At 70.2% G+C, this 14944-nt stretch carries 15 protein-coding genes; 1 reads left to right on the top strand and 14 read right to left on the bottom strand.

The window, feature by feature from the left end; all coding sequences use genetic code 11:
- The 3 genes from QWZ14_RS12930 to QWZ14_RS12920 form a co-directional block, all read right to left on the bottom strand.
- Nucleotides 1-395 (bottom strand): cold shock domain-containing protein (locus QWZ14_RS12930; RefSeq protein ID WP_290317084.1); only part of this gene is annotated, 395 nt, incomplete at its 3' end.
- A gap of 99 nt (nt 396-494) precedes the next feature.
- Nucleotides 495-1754: an NAD(P)/FAD-dependent oxidoreductase gene (locus QWZ14_RS12925; protein WP_290317083.1), complete on the bottom strand. Its 1260-nt coding sequence runs from the start codon at nt 1752-1754 to the stop codon at nt 495-497.
- Nucleotides 1751-2155, bottom strand: a complete 405-nt coding sequence (locus QWZ14_RS12920; RefSeq protein ID WP_290317082.1) for an AtzH-like domain-containing protein — start codon at nt 2153-2155, stop codon at nt 1751-1753. The genes QWZ14_RS12925 and QWZ14_RS12920 overlap by 4 nt, the downstream gene beginning before the upstream one ends.
- Before the next feature lie 116 nt (nt 2156-2271).
- Here QWZ14_RS12920 and QWZ14_RS12915 point away from each other — a divergent pair, with 116 nt between their 5' ends.
- Nucleotides 2272-3534 carry a family 1 glycosylhydrolase gene (locus QWZ14_RS12915; protein ID WP_290317081.1) on the top strand — a complete coding sequence of 421 codons (1263 nt, stop codon included), beginning with the start codon at nt 2272-2274 and terminating at the stop codon, nt 3532-3534.
- Nucleotides 3535-3635: 101 nt separating this feature from the next.
- Here the strand turns inward: QWZ14_RS12915 and QWZ14_RS12910 are convergent, their stop codons facing one another.
- From QWZ14_RS12910 to QWZ14_RS12860, 11 genes are all read right to left on the bottom strand, one after another.
- A complete protein-coding gene (locus QWZ14_RS12910; RefSeq protein WP_290317080.1) occupies nt 3636-4604 on the bottom strand; it encodes a Bug family tripartite tricarboxylate transporter substrate binding protein in 969 nt (322 codons plus the stop codon).
- Nucleotides 4601-5638, bottom strand: a complete 1038-nt coding sequence (locus tag QWZ14_RS12905; RefSeq protein WP_290317079.1) for a TauD/TfdA family dioxygenase — start codon at nt 5636-5638, stop codon at nt 4601-4603. The genes QWZ14_RS12910 and QWZ14_RS12905 overlap by 4 nt, the downstream gene beginning before the upstream one ends.
- A gap of 79 nt (nt 5639-5717) precedes the next feature.
- Entirely contained in the window at nt 5718-6695 is a 978-nt protein-coding gene (locus QWZ14_RS12900; RefSeq protein ID WP_290317078.1) for a Bug family tripartite tricarboxylate transporter substrate binding protein, read from the bottom strand.
- Between the two features lie 5 nt (nt 6696-6700).
- On the bottom strand, nt 6701-7495 hold the full coding sequence (locus QWZ14_RS12895; protein WP_290317077.1) for an FAD binding domain-containing protein: 795 nt from the start codon (nt 7493-7495) through the stop codon (nt 6701-6703).
- 14 nt (nt 7496-7509) lie between these two features.
- On the bottom strand, nt 7510-9894 hold the full coding sequence (locus QWZ14_RS12890; protein WP_290317076.1) for a xanthine dehydrogenase family protein molybdopterin-binding subunit: 2385 nt from the start codon (nt 9892-9894) through the stop codon (nt 7510-7512).
- A gap of 104 nt (nt 9895-9998) precedes the next feature.
- Entirely contained in the window at nt 9999-10502 is a 504-nt protein-coding gene (locus QWZ14_RS12885; RefSeq protein ID WP_290317075.1) for a (2Fe-2S)-binding protein, read from the bottom strand.
- Nucleotides 10503-10649: 147 nt separating this feature from the next.
- Complete coding sequence (locus QWZ14_RS12880; RefSeq protein ID WP_290317074.1) at nt 10650-11015, bottom strand: hypothetical protein; 366 nt, start codon at nt 11013-11015, stop codon at nt 10650-10652.
- A 4-nt stretch (nt 11016-11019) separates the two neighbouring features.
- Nucleotides 11020-12057, bottom strand: coding sequence for an ABC transporter ATP-binding protein (locus tag QWZ14_RS12875; RefSeq protein WP_290317072.1), 1038 nt, complete (start codon nt 12055-12057; stop codon nt 11020-11022).
- Entirely contained in the window at nt 12054-13046 is a 993-nt protein-coding gene (locus QWZ14_RS12870; protein ID WP_290317071.1) for an ABC transporter ATP-binding protein, read from the bottom strand. The genes QWZ14_RS12875 and QWZ14_RS12870 overlap by 4 nt, the downstream gene beginning before the upstream one ends.
- A gap of 4 nt (nt 13047-13050) precedes the next feature.
- Nucleotides 13051-13977: an ABC transporter permease gene (locus QWZ14_RS12865; RefSeq protein WP_290317070.1), complete on the bottom strand. Its 927-nt coding sequence runs from the start codon at nt 13975-13977 to the stop codon at nt 13051-13053.
- The gene (locus QWZ14_RS12860; protein ID WP_290317069.1) at nt 13977-14918 is read right to left on the bottom strand and encodes an ABC transporter permease; all 942 of its coding nucleotides are present in this window, start codon (nt 14916-14918) and stop codon (nt 13977-13979) included. The genes QWZ14_RS12865 and QWZ14_RS12860 overlap by 1 nt, the downstream gene beginning before the upstream one ends.
- Nucleotides 14919-14944 lie beyond the last annotated feature (26 nt).

Genomic DNA, 14944 nt, shown 5'->3' with positions numbered 1-14944 from the left:
GCGCCCGGCGGGCCGCCGAAGTCGAGGCGCGGCCGCCGGTCGCCGAAGCCGCCGCCACCGAAGTCCCGCCGCGGCGGGCGATCGCCGAAGCCGCCACCCGGCGGCCCGTCGCGGAAGGCACGCCGGCCACCCGCATCGCCGCCGCCATCGCCGAGCTTCCGTTCGGTGATGCGGGTGACGAGCCGTCGCCCCTGCCGATCCGTGCCGATTTCGCAGACCAGGGTATCGCCGGTCTCAGGCGGCTCGATCCCCGCCTCGGTCAGTGCCGAGGCATGGAAGAACACGTCCTGACCATCGGGCCCCAGCACGAAGCCGAAGCCCTTGCGGGCGTTGTACCATTTCACCTGGGCCTCGACGGGCCCGGCGCCGCCCTGGATCTCGCTGTCGGAAGGCACTTGCTGATTAATCCGTATCTAGTGACCAACGGCCCAACGGGGGTGCCGAACCGCTGCCGGAAAGCATGGCACCGGGACCGAGACAAAGCGAGCAGGAAATTACCCGAATCGCCGCGGATCATACGGGCCCGCATCGAGCTCCGTTGGTTGGCCCAACAGCAATTGCGTCACCAGACGCGCCGAACGCGGCGCCGAGACCAACCCCACGTGGCCATGCCCGAAGGCATGGATGATGTCGCCCGTCGCGCGTGCCGGACCGAGGCACGGCAGGCCATCCGGCATGCTCGGCCGGTGCCCCATCCAGAGCTTCACCCGGCTCGCCGGCAGGTCCCGCGGCAGGCCGGGAAAGCTGCGTAGCAGGTGGTCGCGCAGGATCTCGGCGCGGCGCCAATCCGGCGCCGCCGCGAGCCCGGCGATCTCCACCTGCCCGGCGCAGCGCAGCCCGCGATCCGTCATGGTGACGGACATCTTGCCGTCCGAGGGCATCAGCGGCGTGCGCGGCCCGGCCTCCGGCGCTTCGATCATCGCGTGGTAGCCCCGCTCCGTCTCGAGCGGCACGGTGTCGCCGGCCGCCGCCGCCAGCACCCGGGAATGGGCGCCGGCGGCGATCACCGCCTTGTCTGCCGCGACCTCGCCCTGGTCGGTCAGCACCGCGCGCAGCCGCCCCGCCTCGATGCGGAAGCCGGTGGCGCGCGCCGTGACGCGCCGCGCACCCTGCGCCTCCGCGAGCTGCACCAGCGCCGCGACATAGGCGCCGGGGTCGCGGCAATGCCCGCCTTCCTCGACCAGCGCGGCGAAGCCGTAGCGCCGGTCGAGTTCCGGCTCGCGCTGGCGCAGCTCGTCGGCCGACAGCTCGAGCCATTGCACGCCGACCTGGCGGCGGATGCGCCAGGCCATGGCCTCCGCCTCGAATTCCGCGCGCGAGGGGTAGATGTACATCAGCCCGCGCCGCTCGATCAGGTGGCCGACGCCGGCTTCCTCGGCCAGCGCCGCATGCAGCGCCGGCGCCCCCACCAGCATCGCCCGCAGCGCCTGCGCGGTTTTCAGCACCCGCGCCTCGGTCCAGCCGGAGGCGAGGTAGCGGACCAGCCAGGGCAGCACCCGGGGGAAGTAGGACCAGCGGATCGCCAGCGGCCCGAGCGGGTCGGCGAGGAAGCCCGGCACCTTCTTCCACAGCCCCGGCATCGACGGCGGGATGACCGACATCGGGCTCAGCCAGCAGCCGTTGCCGTAGGACGCCGCCTGCTCGCCGCCCGGCGGCCCCGGCTCGAGAAGGGTGACCCGCTGCCCGGCCTTCAGCAGCTCGAGCGCGGTGCAGGCGCCGACGATGCCGGCGCCGATGACGACAGCGTGGCTCATGGCTTGGCCACCCGCCCCGGATCGGCCCCGGCCAGCAACGAGACATGCGCCGAGACCACCTTGAAGCCGAGCCCCGGGAGCCGCGCCATGATCTTGGTCTCCCGCCCGACCAGGCCGCTGTCGCTGCGCTGGTACTCCAGGTGGGTGCAGGCCATGTCGGGGCCGAAGGCGGTGATGTGGACGTGCCGTGCCGCCCGCGGCGCATAGCGCCCGACGCTGGCGCGGAAGGCCCGGATCGCCTCGATCCCGTAGAGGATCTCGGTGATGCCGAAGCGCACGGTGCGCGGGTCCGCCCAGAAGCAGTCGTCGAGCACCGCCCCGTCGTTGGCGGCGATCGCCTGCTCGTAGCGGTCGAAGACGGCGCGGGCCTCGGCGATGACCGCCGGATCGTCGATGTGCATGCGGCCAGGATGCCGCGCCCGCAACCGGGGCGCAAAGATTACGTGGAGTTCATGTGTATACGCTCACGAAATCCTGAATACTAACCGAAATAACGCTTTCGTGGGACGCCACCACAATGCTGGACTCCCTGCCTCCCCTCCCCGCCGCCCCGCCGTTGCATGCCCTGGCCGGCCAGGGCTTCCTCTTTGCCACCGGCATCGAGAACAGCGCGCCCACCCTCGACGGCGGCCGCATCCGTCGCGACCAGATGGCCGAATGCGGCCACTACGACCGCTGGCGCGAGGATTTGGCGCTGGTCAGGCAGATCGGCTGCGGCGTGCTGCGCTACGGCCCGCAGCTGCATGCCACGCTGCGCGGCCCCGGGCTGCACGACTGGTCCTTCGCCGACGAGAGCTTCGCCGAGGTCCGCCGCCTCGGCATCCTGCCGATCGTCGACCTCTGCCACTTCGGCGTGCCCGACTGGATCGGCGACTTCCAGAACCCCGACTTCCCCGAGCTCTTCGCCGACTACGCCGAGGCCTTCGCCCGCCGCTTCCCCTGGGTGCAGCTCTACACCCCGGTGAACGAGATGTTCATCACCGCCGTCTTCAGCGCCAAGTACGGCTGGTGGAACGAGCAGCGCCACGACGACCGCAGCTACGTCACCGCCATCAAGCACATCGTCCGGGCCAATGTGCTGGCGATGCAGGCGATCCTGCGGGTGCGCCCGGATGCGATCTTCATCCAGTCGGAATCGACCGAGCATTTCCACCCGGAATGCCCGCTCGCCCTGCCGCATGCCGAGCACCGCAACGCCGAGCGCTTCCTGACGCTCGACCTCAACTACGGCCGCCGCGTCTGCTCCTCGATGTACGAATACCTGCTCGACAACGGCATGACCCGGGCCGAGTACCACTTCTTCCAGCGCCAGGACCTGCGCCGCCACTGCGTCATGGGCAACGACTGGTACGTGACCAACGAGCACCTGATCGGCGCCGACGGCCACAGCCGCTGGGCCGGCGAGGTCTTCGGCTACGATACCGTGACGCGCGACTACCACGCCCGCTACGGCCTGCCGGTGATGCATACCGAGACCAACATGGACGAGGGCCTGAACGGCGACGAGGCCGAGCGCTGGCTGTGGAAGCAGTGGTCCGGGCTGATGCGGCTGCGGCGGGACGGCGTGCCGATCCTGGGCTTCACCTGGTATTCGCTGACCGACCAGATCGACTGGAACAGCGCCCTGCGCGAGCGCGCCGGCATCGTGAACCCGCGCGGGCTGTTCGACCTCAACCGCAACATCCGCACCGTCGGCCGCGCCTACCAGCGGCTGATCGAGGGCTGGAAGCCGGTGCTGGCGCAGCAGGGGCACTGCCTGCGCCTGCCGGTGACGGCGTAAGGCCGGGGAGACAGTATCCTCCCCGGGCCCCTCATCCATTTCTATCCGGAAAGAATGAAAACAGAAGGGGGCTTGGGGGGGATATCTCCCCCCAGCCTTCCTTACTCCGGCTTGATCTCCGCCACCCGCACCACCTCGGTCCAGCGCGCCAGCTCCGCCGCGATATGCGCGCCGAAGGCCTCCGGCGTGCTGGCGCGGCGGTCGATCCCGAGCCGGGCATAGGCCTCCACCACCGCCGGCATGTCCATCGCCCGCACCACCGCCGCGTTCAGCCGCGTGGTCACCGCCGGCGGCATGCGGGCCGGGCCGAGGATGCCGCCCCAGCTCGTCGCCTCGAAGCCGGGGAAGCCCTGCTCGGCGATGGTCGGGATCTCCGGCGCGGCGGCCACCCGCTGCGCCGAGGTCACCGCCAGGCCGCGCACCCGCCCCTCCCGCACCTGCGGCAGCACCACCGGGGCGGTATCCATCAGGAAGGGCACCTGCCCCGCCACCACCGCGGCGATGGCCTGCTGCCCGCCGCGGAAGGCCACCTGGACCCAGTCGATCCCGGACAGCGTCGCCAGCTGCGCCAGCACCAGATGCGGCGCCGAGCCGATGCCGCCCGTCGCGTAATTCACCTCCCCCGGCCGCGCCCTGGCATAGGCGATCAGCTCCTGCAACGTCTTGGCGGGATGCCCGGGGTATATGCCGAGCACCATCGGCACCGAGGAGACCAGGCAGATCGGGGTGAAGTCCGTCACCGAATCATAGGGCAGGCGGCGGCCCAGCAGCGCCTGGTTCATCGCGCTCGGCCCGGCATTGCCCATGAAGAGGGTCAGCCCGTCGGGCGGCGAGCGGACCACCAATTCGCCGGCGATGGCGCCATTCGCGCCCGGCCGGTTCTCGACCACCACGGTCTGGCCAAGGATCTCCCCCATCGGCCCGGCCAGCAGCCGGGCGATGACGTCGCTGGCCCCACCCGGCGGATAGGGCACCACCAGCCGGATGGTCCGCGCCTCCTGCGCCCCCGCCTTGAAGATGATCGGTGCGGCCAGCGCCGCCAGCCCGAGGGCCGCCCGCCGCCCGATCATGCCGCCACCTGGGTCAGCTCGGCCGCGGTCCGGCCGTGGTTGCCGAAGCGGGTGAAGCCGAAGCGGAGCTGCTCGTCCTCGATCCGCCGCAGCCCGTCGTTCTGCAGCCAGAGCCGCAGCATCAGCCGGCGGCGGTCCGCCTCCGGGTGGTCCTGGTAGCCGCGCCTGGCGTGGAAGACCGTGTAATTGCTGGCGAATTCCATGTCCCCGGGCTCGAGGTGGAATTCCAGCAGCAGCGCCGGGTCCAGCGCGACCCTGTCGAAGAAGTCGAGCGCCGCCTTCTCGGCCGGCGCGAGGGCGATGCCGGTCCGCTGCTCCGCCCGGGTGATGTAGGAGCGCGCGTAGCGGGCGCTGACCGTGCCATCCGAGGCGGTGCTGAACAGCGGGATGCGCCCGCTGACGGCCGGCTCGCCCGGCCCCTCCTCGCCCTTGCGGTCGTAGGGGAAGCCGCGGTGCAGCAGCGGCAGGTATTCCGGATGCTCCGCCAGGATGCGGTTGTAGATGGACAGCGCGCTGACCAGCAGCGTCTCCCCGCCCGACTTCGCCTGGCGCAGGCAGAACAGCCCGACCAGGTCGGAGTTGTCGCAATGCATCGAGAGCTCGGCATTGACCTGGTAGGCCCGCACGTCGCCGCCATAGGGCCGGCCACGGTCATAGACCCCGGCGATCAGCTCGGCCGCGGCATTCTGGGTGACGCCCAGCCCGAGGTGGGTGCCGATCCCCCAGAAGATCAGCCGCGCCTCCGCCTCGGTATAGCGCTCCACCGGCAGGCCGCGCAGCAGCGCCACGCCGCGCCCGGCGGCGATCTGCCGCCACAGGGTGGCGAGCAGCCCCTCCCACTCCGGCAGCGGGAAATCCGCCTTGGTGACCGCGGGAAAGGGCAGGCCGCGCGCCTGCACCGCCGCCAGCGCCCGGTCCAACGCGGCGACATGAGCGGGCGTCAGCCGGATCCGCCACTCGGGGTCGGCTTCCATCTCCGCCCTTGTCCAGGCGGCGGCTTCGGTGATCGGTGTCCTCCGGATAAATCCAGGCATCGCAACCCTCCCCAGGCTTCCGCCCTTCAGGGCGGTTACCGGAATGGTCGCGCCGGCCGGGCCGGATGGCAAGCGGCGGTTATTCCGGGCGGAGACCCATGCGCTGCACCACCTCGGTCCATTTGCGGACCTCCCCGGCGACATAGGCGCCGAAGGCTCCCGGCGTGCCGGATTGCGGCTGGATGCCCTGCCGCGCCAGCGCCCCGCCGACGTCGGGCCGGGCCATCGCCTCCCGCATCGCCGCGTTCAGGCGGGCGATCACCGGCGCCGGCGTCCCGGCCGGGGCCAGCACCCCGCCCCAGCTCACCGTCTCGAAACCCGGCACCGTCTCGGCGATGGTCGCCAGCGCCGGCGCCTCCGCCACCCGCGCCAGGGAGCTGACCGCGATGCCCCGCACCCGCCCCGCCTGCACATGCGGCAGCAGCACCGGCACCGTGTCGAAATTGACCGGGATGACCCCGGCGATCAGGTCGGCGGTGGAGGGGGCGCTGCCGCGATAGGGCACATGGGTCAGCTCGATCCCGGTGATGCTCTTCAGCAGCTCCATCGCCATGTGCCCGGCCGAGCCGACCCCGGCCGAGCCGTAGCTCATCTTCCCGCCCTGCTCCCGCGCATGGGCGACGAACCCGGGGAAGCTCCGCACCGGCACGTCCGGGTGCACCGCCATGATCTGCGGCACGATGGAGACCGCCATGACCGGGGCGAAATCCGCCAGGGCATCGAAGGGCGTCCGGCTGCCGTACAAGGCCGGCCCCATGCCGTTCGGCCCGGCATTGCCCATCAGCAGGGTATAGCCATCCGGGGCGCTGCGGGCGACCAGCTCGGCGGCGATGAAGCCGTTGGCCCCGGGGCGGTTCTCCACCACCAGGGTCTGGCCCAGCGACGCCGTCAGGTGCGGCGCCATCATCCGGGCGATGATGTCGCTCGCCCCGCCCGGCGGATAGGGGATCACCATGCGGACCGGCCGCTGCGGCCACTCCGTCTGGGCGCGCGCGGGGCGCGCCATGGCCAGTGCCGCCCCGCCGAGCACGGCGGCGCGGCGGGGGACACCGGCCATCGGCCTCAGCCGGCGGCGGCGATCGCGCGCTTGGCCATCACCGTGACCAGGTGGGCGCGGTACTCGGCGCTGCCGTGGATGTCGCTGTTCAGGTCCTCGGCGGACTGCTTGACCCCGGCGACCGCATCCGCCGACCAATTGGCCGCCAGCGCCGTCTCCATCTCCGTCTGGCGGAACACGCCCGGGCCGGCGCCGTTGATGGCGACCCGCACCTTGCCGCCGGTCTTGGCGATGAAGGCGCCGGCCATGACGTAGCGGCTGGCCGGGTTGCGCATCTTGGCGTAGCCGGCCTTCTCCGGGATGGGGAACTCGATCGCCACCAGCAGCTCGCCCGGCTCCAGCGCCGTGGTGAACATGCCCTGGAAGAAGTCGTCGGCGGCGATGCGGCGCTTGTCGGTGACGACGGTCGCGTCCAGCGCCATGACGGCGGAGGGGTAGTCCGCCGCCGGGTCGTTGTTCGAGACGCTGCCGCCGATGGTGCCGCGGTTGCGGACCTGGGTATCCCCGATGGTGCCGGCCATCATCGCCAGCGCCGGGATAGCGCCCTTCACGACATCGCTCTCGGCGACCTCATGGTGCTTCGCCAGCGCCCCGATGATGAGCTTGTTGCCCTCCTTGCGGATGCCCTTCAGCTCGGCGATACCGGAGAGGTCGACCACCGAGGTCGGCTTGTTCAGCCGGTGCTTCAGCGCCGGCAGCAGGGTCTGCCCGCCCGAGATCGGCCGCGCATCCGGATCGGCCGAGAGGATCTTGACCGCATCGGCGATGGAGCCGGGCTTGTGGTATTCGAAATCATACATGGGTCGGGTCCCCTCTATTCGGCTGCCAGCCTGTGGCCGGCATTGATGATGCCCCAGATTTTCGCGGCCGTCGCCGGCATCTCGATATGCCGCACCCCGTAGTCCTTCAACGCATCGACCACCGCATTGATCACCGCCGGCGGCGAGCCAATCGCCCCCACCTCGCCGCAGCCCTTCACCCCCAGCGGGTTATGGGTGCAGAGGGTGACATGGGTGGCGACGCTCACCATCGGCAGGTCGTTGGCCCGCGGCATCTGGTAGTCCATGTAGCTGCCCGAGACGAGTTGGCCCTCCGCGTCATAGACGCAAGCCTCCAGCAGCGCCTGGCCGATGCCCTGGCAGACCCCGCCCTGGACCTGGCCCTCGACGATCATCGGATTGATGACCCGGCCGACGTCATCGACCGCGGTGAAGTTGACCACCGTGGTGATGCCGGTCTCGGGTTCGATCTCCACCTCGCAGATATGGGCGCCGCCGGGATAGGTGAAGTTCTTCGGGTCGTAGAAGGCGGTCTCGTCGAGGCCGGGCTCGATCTCCTCGATCGGGTAGTTGTGCGGGACATAGGCGGTCAGGCAGATCTCGCCCCAGGACTTGGTCTTGTCGGTGCCCGCCACCCGGAAGGTCCCGCGGTCGAACTCCACGTCCTCGACCGAGGCCTCCATCAGGTGGGCGGCGATCCGCCGCGCCTTGGCGACGATCTTGTCCATCGCCTTGACCATGGCGGAGCCGCCGACCGCCAGCGACCGGCTGCCATAGGTGCCCATGCCGAAGGGGATCTTGGCGGTATCGCCATGCACCACGTCCACCTGGGCCAGCGGCACGCCGAGCCGGTCGGTGACCAGCTGCGCCAGGGTCGTCTCATGCCCCTGGCCATGGCTGTGGGTGCCGGTCAGGACGGTGACGCTGCCGGTCGGATGCACCCGGATGGTACCGACCTCATAGAGACCCGCCCGCGCCCCGAGCGCGCCCACCACCGCCGAGGGCGCGATGCCGCAGGCCTCGACATAGGTGCTGATGCCGATGCCGCGCAGCCTGCCGCGCGTCGCCGCCTCGGCCCGGCGTTCCTCGAAGCTCGCCCAGCCCGCGGTCTCCAGCGCCGCGTCGAGCGTCGTCTGGTAGTCGCCGCTGTCGTATTGCAGGGCGACCGGGGTCTGGTAGGGGAAGGCATCGGAGGGGATGAAATTGCGCCGGCGGATCTCGATCCGGTCGATCCCGGTCTCCCGCGCCGCCACGTCGACCAGCCGTTCGAGCAGGAAGGTCGCCTCCGGCCGGCCGGCGCCGCGATAGGCATCCACGGGGACGGTATTGGTAAACACCGCCTTCACCTCGGCATAGATGCTGGGCGTGGTGTAAACCCCCGCCAGCAGCGTGGCGTAGAGGTAAGTCGGCACGCTGGTGGCGAAGGTCGAGAGATAGGCACCCATGTTCGCCAGCGTCTGCACATGCAGCGCCAGGAACTTGCCGTTCGCATCCAGCGCCAGCCGCGCCTTGCTGACATGGTCGCGGCCATGCGCGTCGCTCATGAAACTCTCGGTACGCTCGCAGGTCCATTTCACCGGGCGGCAGACGCGGCCCGCGGCCCAGGTGACGATGGCCTCCTCGGCATAGTGGAAGATCTTGGAGCCGAACCCGCCGCCCACGTCGGGCGCCACCACCCGCAGCTTGTGCTCGGGCAGGTGCAGCACGAAGGCGCCCATCAGCAGCCGGATCACATGCGGGTTCTGGCTGGTGGTATAGAGCGTGTACTCGTCCGTGGTGCGGTCGAAGTCGCCGATCGCCGCGCGCGGCTCCATCGCATTGGGGATGAGCCGGTTGTTCACCAGGTCGAACTCGACGACCTTGGCGGCGCCGGCGAAGGCCGCCTCGTTGATCGCCTTGTCGCCGATGTGCCAGTCGTAGCAGATGTTGCCGGCGACCGCGTCATGCACCAGCGGCGCCCCCGGCGCCGTCGCCGCCGTCACGGTCGAGACCGCCGGCAGCACCGCGTAGTCCACCTCGATGGCCTCGGCCGCGTCCCGCGCCTGCGCCTTGGTCTCGGCGATCACCACCGCCACGGCATCGCCGACGAAGCGCGCCTTGTCCACGGCCAGCACCGGGTGCATCGGCTCCGCCATCGGCGAGCCGTCCTTGTTGTGGATCTGCCAGCCGCAGGGGATGCCGCCGAGGTCGGGCATGTCCGCCCCGGTGAAGATCGCCACCACCCCCGGCATGGCCCGGGCCGCGGCGATGTCGATGCCGCCGATCGTCGCATGCGCATGCGGGCTGCGCAGGATGCTGGCATAGGCCTGGCCAGGGCGGTTGATGTCGTCGGTGTATTGCCCGCGGCCGGAGAGGAACCGCAGGTCTTCCTTGCGCCGCACGCTGGCGCCGATGCCCTCGAACGGGGTCACGACATTCATGGCCAAGCCTCCCTGAGCCGACCGCCCGGCCTTGGTGGCCGGTGCGTATTATTGAACCGCGCCGTACCCGGGCGCGCGGGCCTTGCCGCGCGCCCTGCCGCCGATCAGTCCCCGGCCAGCGCCAGGGTCTGCACCCGGCCGTGCATCACCTCCTGCGCCGCGGCGATCGCCTTGACGATGTTGTGGTAGCCCGTGCAGCGGCAGAGGTTGCCCTCCAGCCCCTCGCGGATCTCCTTCTCGGAGAGGCCGGCGGGGTGCTTCTGCACCAGGTCGATGGCCGACATGACCATGCCCGGGGTGCAGAAGCCGCATTGCAGGGCGTGGTATTCGCGGAAGGCCTCCTGCATCGGGTGCAAGGTGCCATCGGCCTTGGCCAGGCCCTCGATGGTGGTGACCTGGGTGCCGTCGGCCTGGACCGCCAGCACGGTGCAGGCCTTCACGCTCTCGCCGTCCACATGCACCACGCAGGCGCCGCACTGGCTGGTGTCGCAGCCGACATGCGTGCCCGTCAGCCGCAGCTTCTCCCGCAGCAGCTCTACCAGGAGCGTGCGGCCCTCGACCTCGACCGTGCTGGTCTTGCCATTCACGGTCAGCGTTACTTGCGGCATGCCGCGCCTCCCCCAGAGATGTCCGTCATGGACGCGGCGCCGGCCGGACCCTGGTCATGCCAGGGGCCGGGCCGGAGACCGCGCATGGTGCGAAAGGTCGCCTCGCACCCGGCTCCCGTCAAGCGGCACGGCGTGAAGATGCGCCGATCAGGGGCGGGAGCCGGTCTGCGGCACGCTGCCGGCCCGGCGCGGGGCCGCCGGTGCCGGCATGGCCCCCGGCTCCGGCGGCACCGGGATCAGCCGCTTCCGTCCCCGGGTCAGCAGCAGCATCACCCCGAGCACCAGGGTCCCCAGCGGCCAGAGGGTCCAGAGCGTGCCGATCGCCATGGCGCCGAACATGCCGGCGCCGAGCGCCACCTCCGGATCCGGCCCCGCCACATAGGGGGTGACGGCGGCGCAGGTGCCCAAGGTAAGCAGCAGCATCAGCGGCTGGAAGACCCAGAAGGCCCATTTCACCGCCCGGCCGAAGCGGCTCCGCCGCTCCCGCACCTCGAGCAGGACCGGCTCGGCCATGCCGCTAGACCGCCAGCAGCGCCTGGCCCTTGGCGATGGCCAGCGGATTCTCCGCCTCCGGCCGGTCGTGCAGGTGGCAGGCCGCGGTATGCCCGGCCTCGAGCGCGGTCGGGATGGCCCGCAGCAGCGGCTCCTCCACCCGGCAGCGGTCGAAGGCATAGGGGCAGCGGGTGTGGAAGCGGCAACCCTTGGGCGGGTTGATCGGGCTCGGCACATCGCCGCGCAGGATCACCCGCTGCCGCGCCGCGCCCGGCATCGGCACCGGCACGGCCGAGAGCAGCGCCTCCGTGTAAGGGTGCTTGGGCGCCGCAAACAGGCTCCGCTTCGGCGCCACCTCGACGATCTTGCCGAGGTACATCACCGCGACCCGGTGCGTCATGTGCTCGACGATGGCGAGGTCGTGGCTGATGAACAGCAAGGCCAGGCCGAGCTCGGCCTGCAGGTCCTGCAGCAGGTTGACGATCTGCGCCTTGACCGAGACGTCGAGCGCCGAGACCGCCTCGTCGCAGATGATGAGGTCGGGCTCGGCCGCCAAGGCGCGTGCGATGCCGATGCGTTGGCGCTGCCCGCCCGAGAACTCATGCGGCCAGCGGCCCACCGCATCGCGCGGCAGCCGTACCGTGTCCATCAGCTTGGCGACCTTCTCGTCGAGGTCGGCGCTGTTCTTCGCCAGGCCGAAATTCCGGATCGGCTCGGCCAGGATGTCCTTCACCCGCATGCGCGGGTTGAGCGAGGTGAAGGGGTCCTGGAAGACCACCTGCATCCGCCGCCGCACCGGCCGCAGCGTGCCGGCGGACATGTCGTCGATCCGCTGGCCGTCCAGCACCACCTGCCCATCGGTGATCCCAAACAGCCGCAGGATGGCCTTGCCGACGGTGGACTTGCCGCAGCCGGATTCACCGACCAGCGACAGGGTCTCGCCCTTGTCGATGTGGAAGGACACGCCGTCCACCGCATAGACCTGGCCGGTGACCCCGCCGAAGAAGCCGCCGCGGATGGGGAAATGCTTCTTGAGGTCGGTGACGTCGAGCAGCTTGCTCATGCGGCGATCGCCCCTTCCTTGGTGGCGTAGTGGCAGGCGGCGATATGCCCCGGCGCCTTCAGCTCCAGCGCCGGCGCCACCTTCACGCAGAGGTCCGTCGCATGGGAGCAGCGGGAGGCGAAGACGCAGCCGGGAATCTTCTGCTTGAGGCTGGGCACCAGCCCGGGGATCTCGGCCAGCCGGGTCTCGGTGCCGGTGAGCGAGGAGCCGAGCTTCGGCATCGAGCCCAGCAGCCCCTGCGTATAGGGATGCCGCGGGGTGCGGAACAGCTGCCCGACCGGGGCCTCCTCCACCTTCTTGCCGGCATACATGACCACCACCCGCTCGGCGACCTCGGCGACGACGCCGAGGTCATGGGTGATGAGCACGATGGCCGCGCCGACGCGGTGCTTCAGGTCCCGCATCAGTTCAAGAATCTGGGCCTGGATGGTGACATCCAGCGCCGTCGTCGGCTCATCCGCGATCAGCAGCTTCGGGTTGCAAGCCAGCGCAATGGCGATCATCACCCGCTGGCGCATGCCACCCGAGAGCTGGTGCGGATACTCCCGCACCCGCCGCCCCGGCTCCGGGATGCCGACCAGGGTCAGCATCTCGACCGCCTTGGCCTCGGCATCCTTCGCGGAAAGCCCCTGGTGCAGCCGCAGGGTCTCGCCGATCTGCCGGCCGACGTTCAGCACCGGGTTGAGCGAGGTCATCGGCTCCTGGAAGATCATGCTGATCTCGTTGCCGCGGATGTCCCGCATCTCCGGCTCCGAGAGGGTCAGCAGGTCCTTGCCCTGGAAGCGGATCGCCCCGGCGATCTTGCCCGGCGGCTCGGGGATGAGCCGCAGGATGGACATGGCGGTCACGGACTTGCCGCAGCCGCTCTCGCCCACGATGGCCAGCGTCTCGCCGGCCGCGACCTCGAAGGACACGCCGTCGACCGCGCGGTTGACCCCGTCCGGCGTGCGGAAATGGGTCTGCAGGTTCTCGACTTCTAACAGTGCCATGGGTCTAGAGCCTCTTTGCCATGCGCGGGTCGAGCGCGTCGCGCAGGCCATCACCCAGCAGGTTGACCGCGAGCACGGTGATCGAGAGGAACACCGCCGGGAAGAAGACGATGTAGGGCTTCACCTGCCAGAGGGCGCGGCCCTCGGCCATGATGTTGCCCCAGGACGGGATGATCGGCGGCGTGCCGGCGCCGATGAAGGACAGGATCGCCTCGGTGATCATCGCCGCGGCGCAGATGTAGGTCGCCTGCACCGTGATCGGCGCCAGGGTATTGGGCAGGATGTGCCGCAGGATGATCCGCGGCGTCCGCGTCCCCGCGGCGACGGCCGCATCGACATAGGGCTGTTCCCGCAGGCTGAGCACCACGCCGCGCACCAGGCGGGAGACGCGGGGGATTTCCGCCACGGTGATCGCCAGGATCACGTTCTGCACGCTGCCGCGGGTCAGCGCCATCAGCGCGATCGCCAGCAGGATCGGCGGGATGGACATCATGCCGTCCATGATCCGCATGATGATGCTGTCGGCCCAGCGGACGTAGCCCGAGATCATGCCGATCGCCAGCCCGACGACCGAGGCGCAGAAGGCGACCGAGAAGCCCACCAGCAGCGAGACCCGGGCGCCGTAGAGCACCCGCGAATAGACGTCGCGGCCGAGCATGTCGGAGCCGAACCAGTATTGCGCCGAGGGCTCCCGCGTCCGCCGCGCCGGGGCCAGCGCCGTCGGGTCGACGGTCCACAGCAAGGGCGCGAAGACCGCGATCAGCAGCATCAGCAGCAGCAGCCCGCCGCCGATGGCAATCGTCGGGTTGCGCCGGACGAAGCCGATGAAGCCGCGCCGCGGCGTCACCGGCGGCAGCACATCGCCCATGGGCGCCGCCGCGGCCACGTCGCGCGGCATGACGGCGGAGGAGAAGGCGGCTGAGGTCGACATCAGTACCGGATCCTCGGGTCGAACAGGGTGTAGAGAAGGTCGATCAACAGGTTCACCAGCACGTAGATGAAGCTGAAAAGCAGCACCACGCCCTGGATCACCGGATAGTCGCGGCGCAGGATGGCATCCACCGTCAGCCGGCCGAGGCCGGGGATGGCGAAGACGCTCTCGGTCACCACCGCGCCGCCGATCAGCAGCGCGATGCCGATGCCGATGACCGTCACGATCGGCACCGCCGCATTCTTCAGCGCATGCAGGAACAGGATGTTCGTCTGCCCGGCGCCCTTGGCGCGCGCCGTGCGGATGTAGTCCTGCTGCAGCACCTCCAGCATGGTCGCCCGGGTGATGCGGGCGATCAGCGCGATATAGACGCCGCCGAGCGCGATGGAGGGCAGGATCAGGTTCTCCAGCCAGGGGAAGAAGCCCTGGCTGAAGGCGGTGTAGCCCTGCACCGGCAGCCAATCGAGCTCGAGCGCGAAGATATAGGCCAGCACGTAGCCCACCACGAAGACCGGCACCGAGAAGCCGAGCACCGCGAAGCCCATGACGGCCCGGTCGATCCAGGTCCCCTGCTTCCAGGCGGCGATGACGCCCATCGGCACCGCGATGGTGATGGCGAGGCAGAGGGTCAGGATCATCAGCGACAGGGTCGGCTCGATCCGCTGCTTGATCATGGTGGTGACCGGCAGGTTGGTGAAGATCGAGACCCCCATGTCGCCGTTGAGGATGTTCCAGACCCATTCCCCGAACCGGATCAGGAAAGGCCGGTCGAGGCCGAGCGAGGCCCGGATGCGCTCGACATCGGCGGGCGTCGCCTGGTCGCCGGCGATCACCGCGGCCGGGTCGCCCGGCGCGATGTAGAGCAGGCTGAAGACGAACAGCGCGACGATGGCCATCACCGGGATGGTGGCCAGCACGCGGCGGACGATATAGGCGAACATGGCGGTCCCTTACTTCCCGTCCGGCA

The sequence above is a fragment of the Paeniroseomonas aquatica genome (assembly GCF_030409335.1).
GTDB lineage: Bacteria > Pseudomonadota > Alphaproteobacteria > Acetobacterales > Acetobacteraceae > Belnapia > Belnapia aquatica.
The sequence above is the reverse complement of the archived record's forward strand: the minus strand, read 5'-3'. Positions and strand labels throughout refer to the sequence as shown.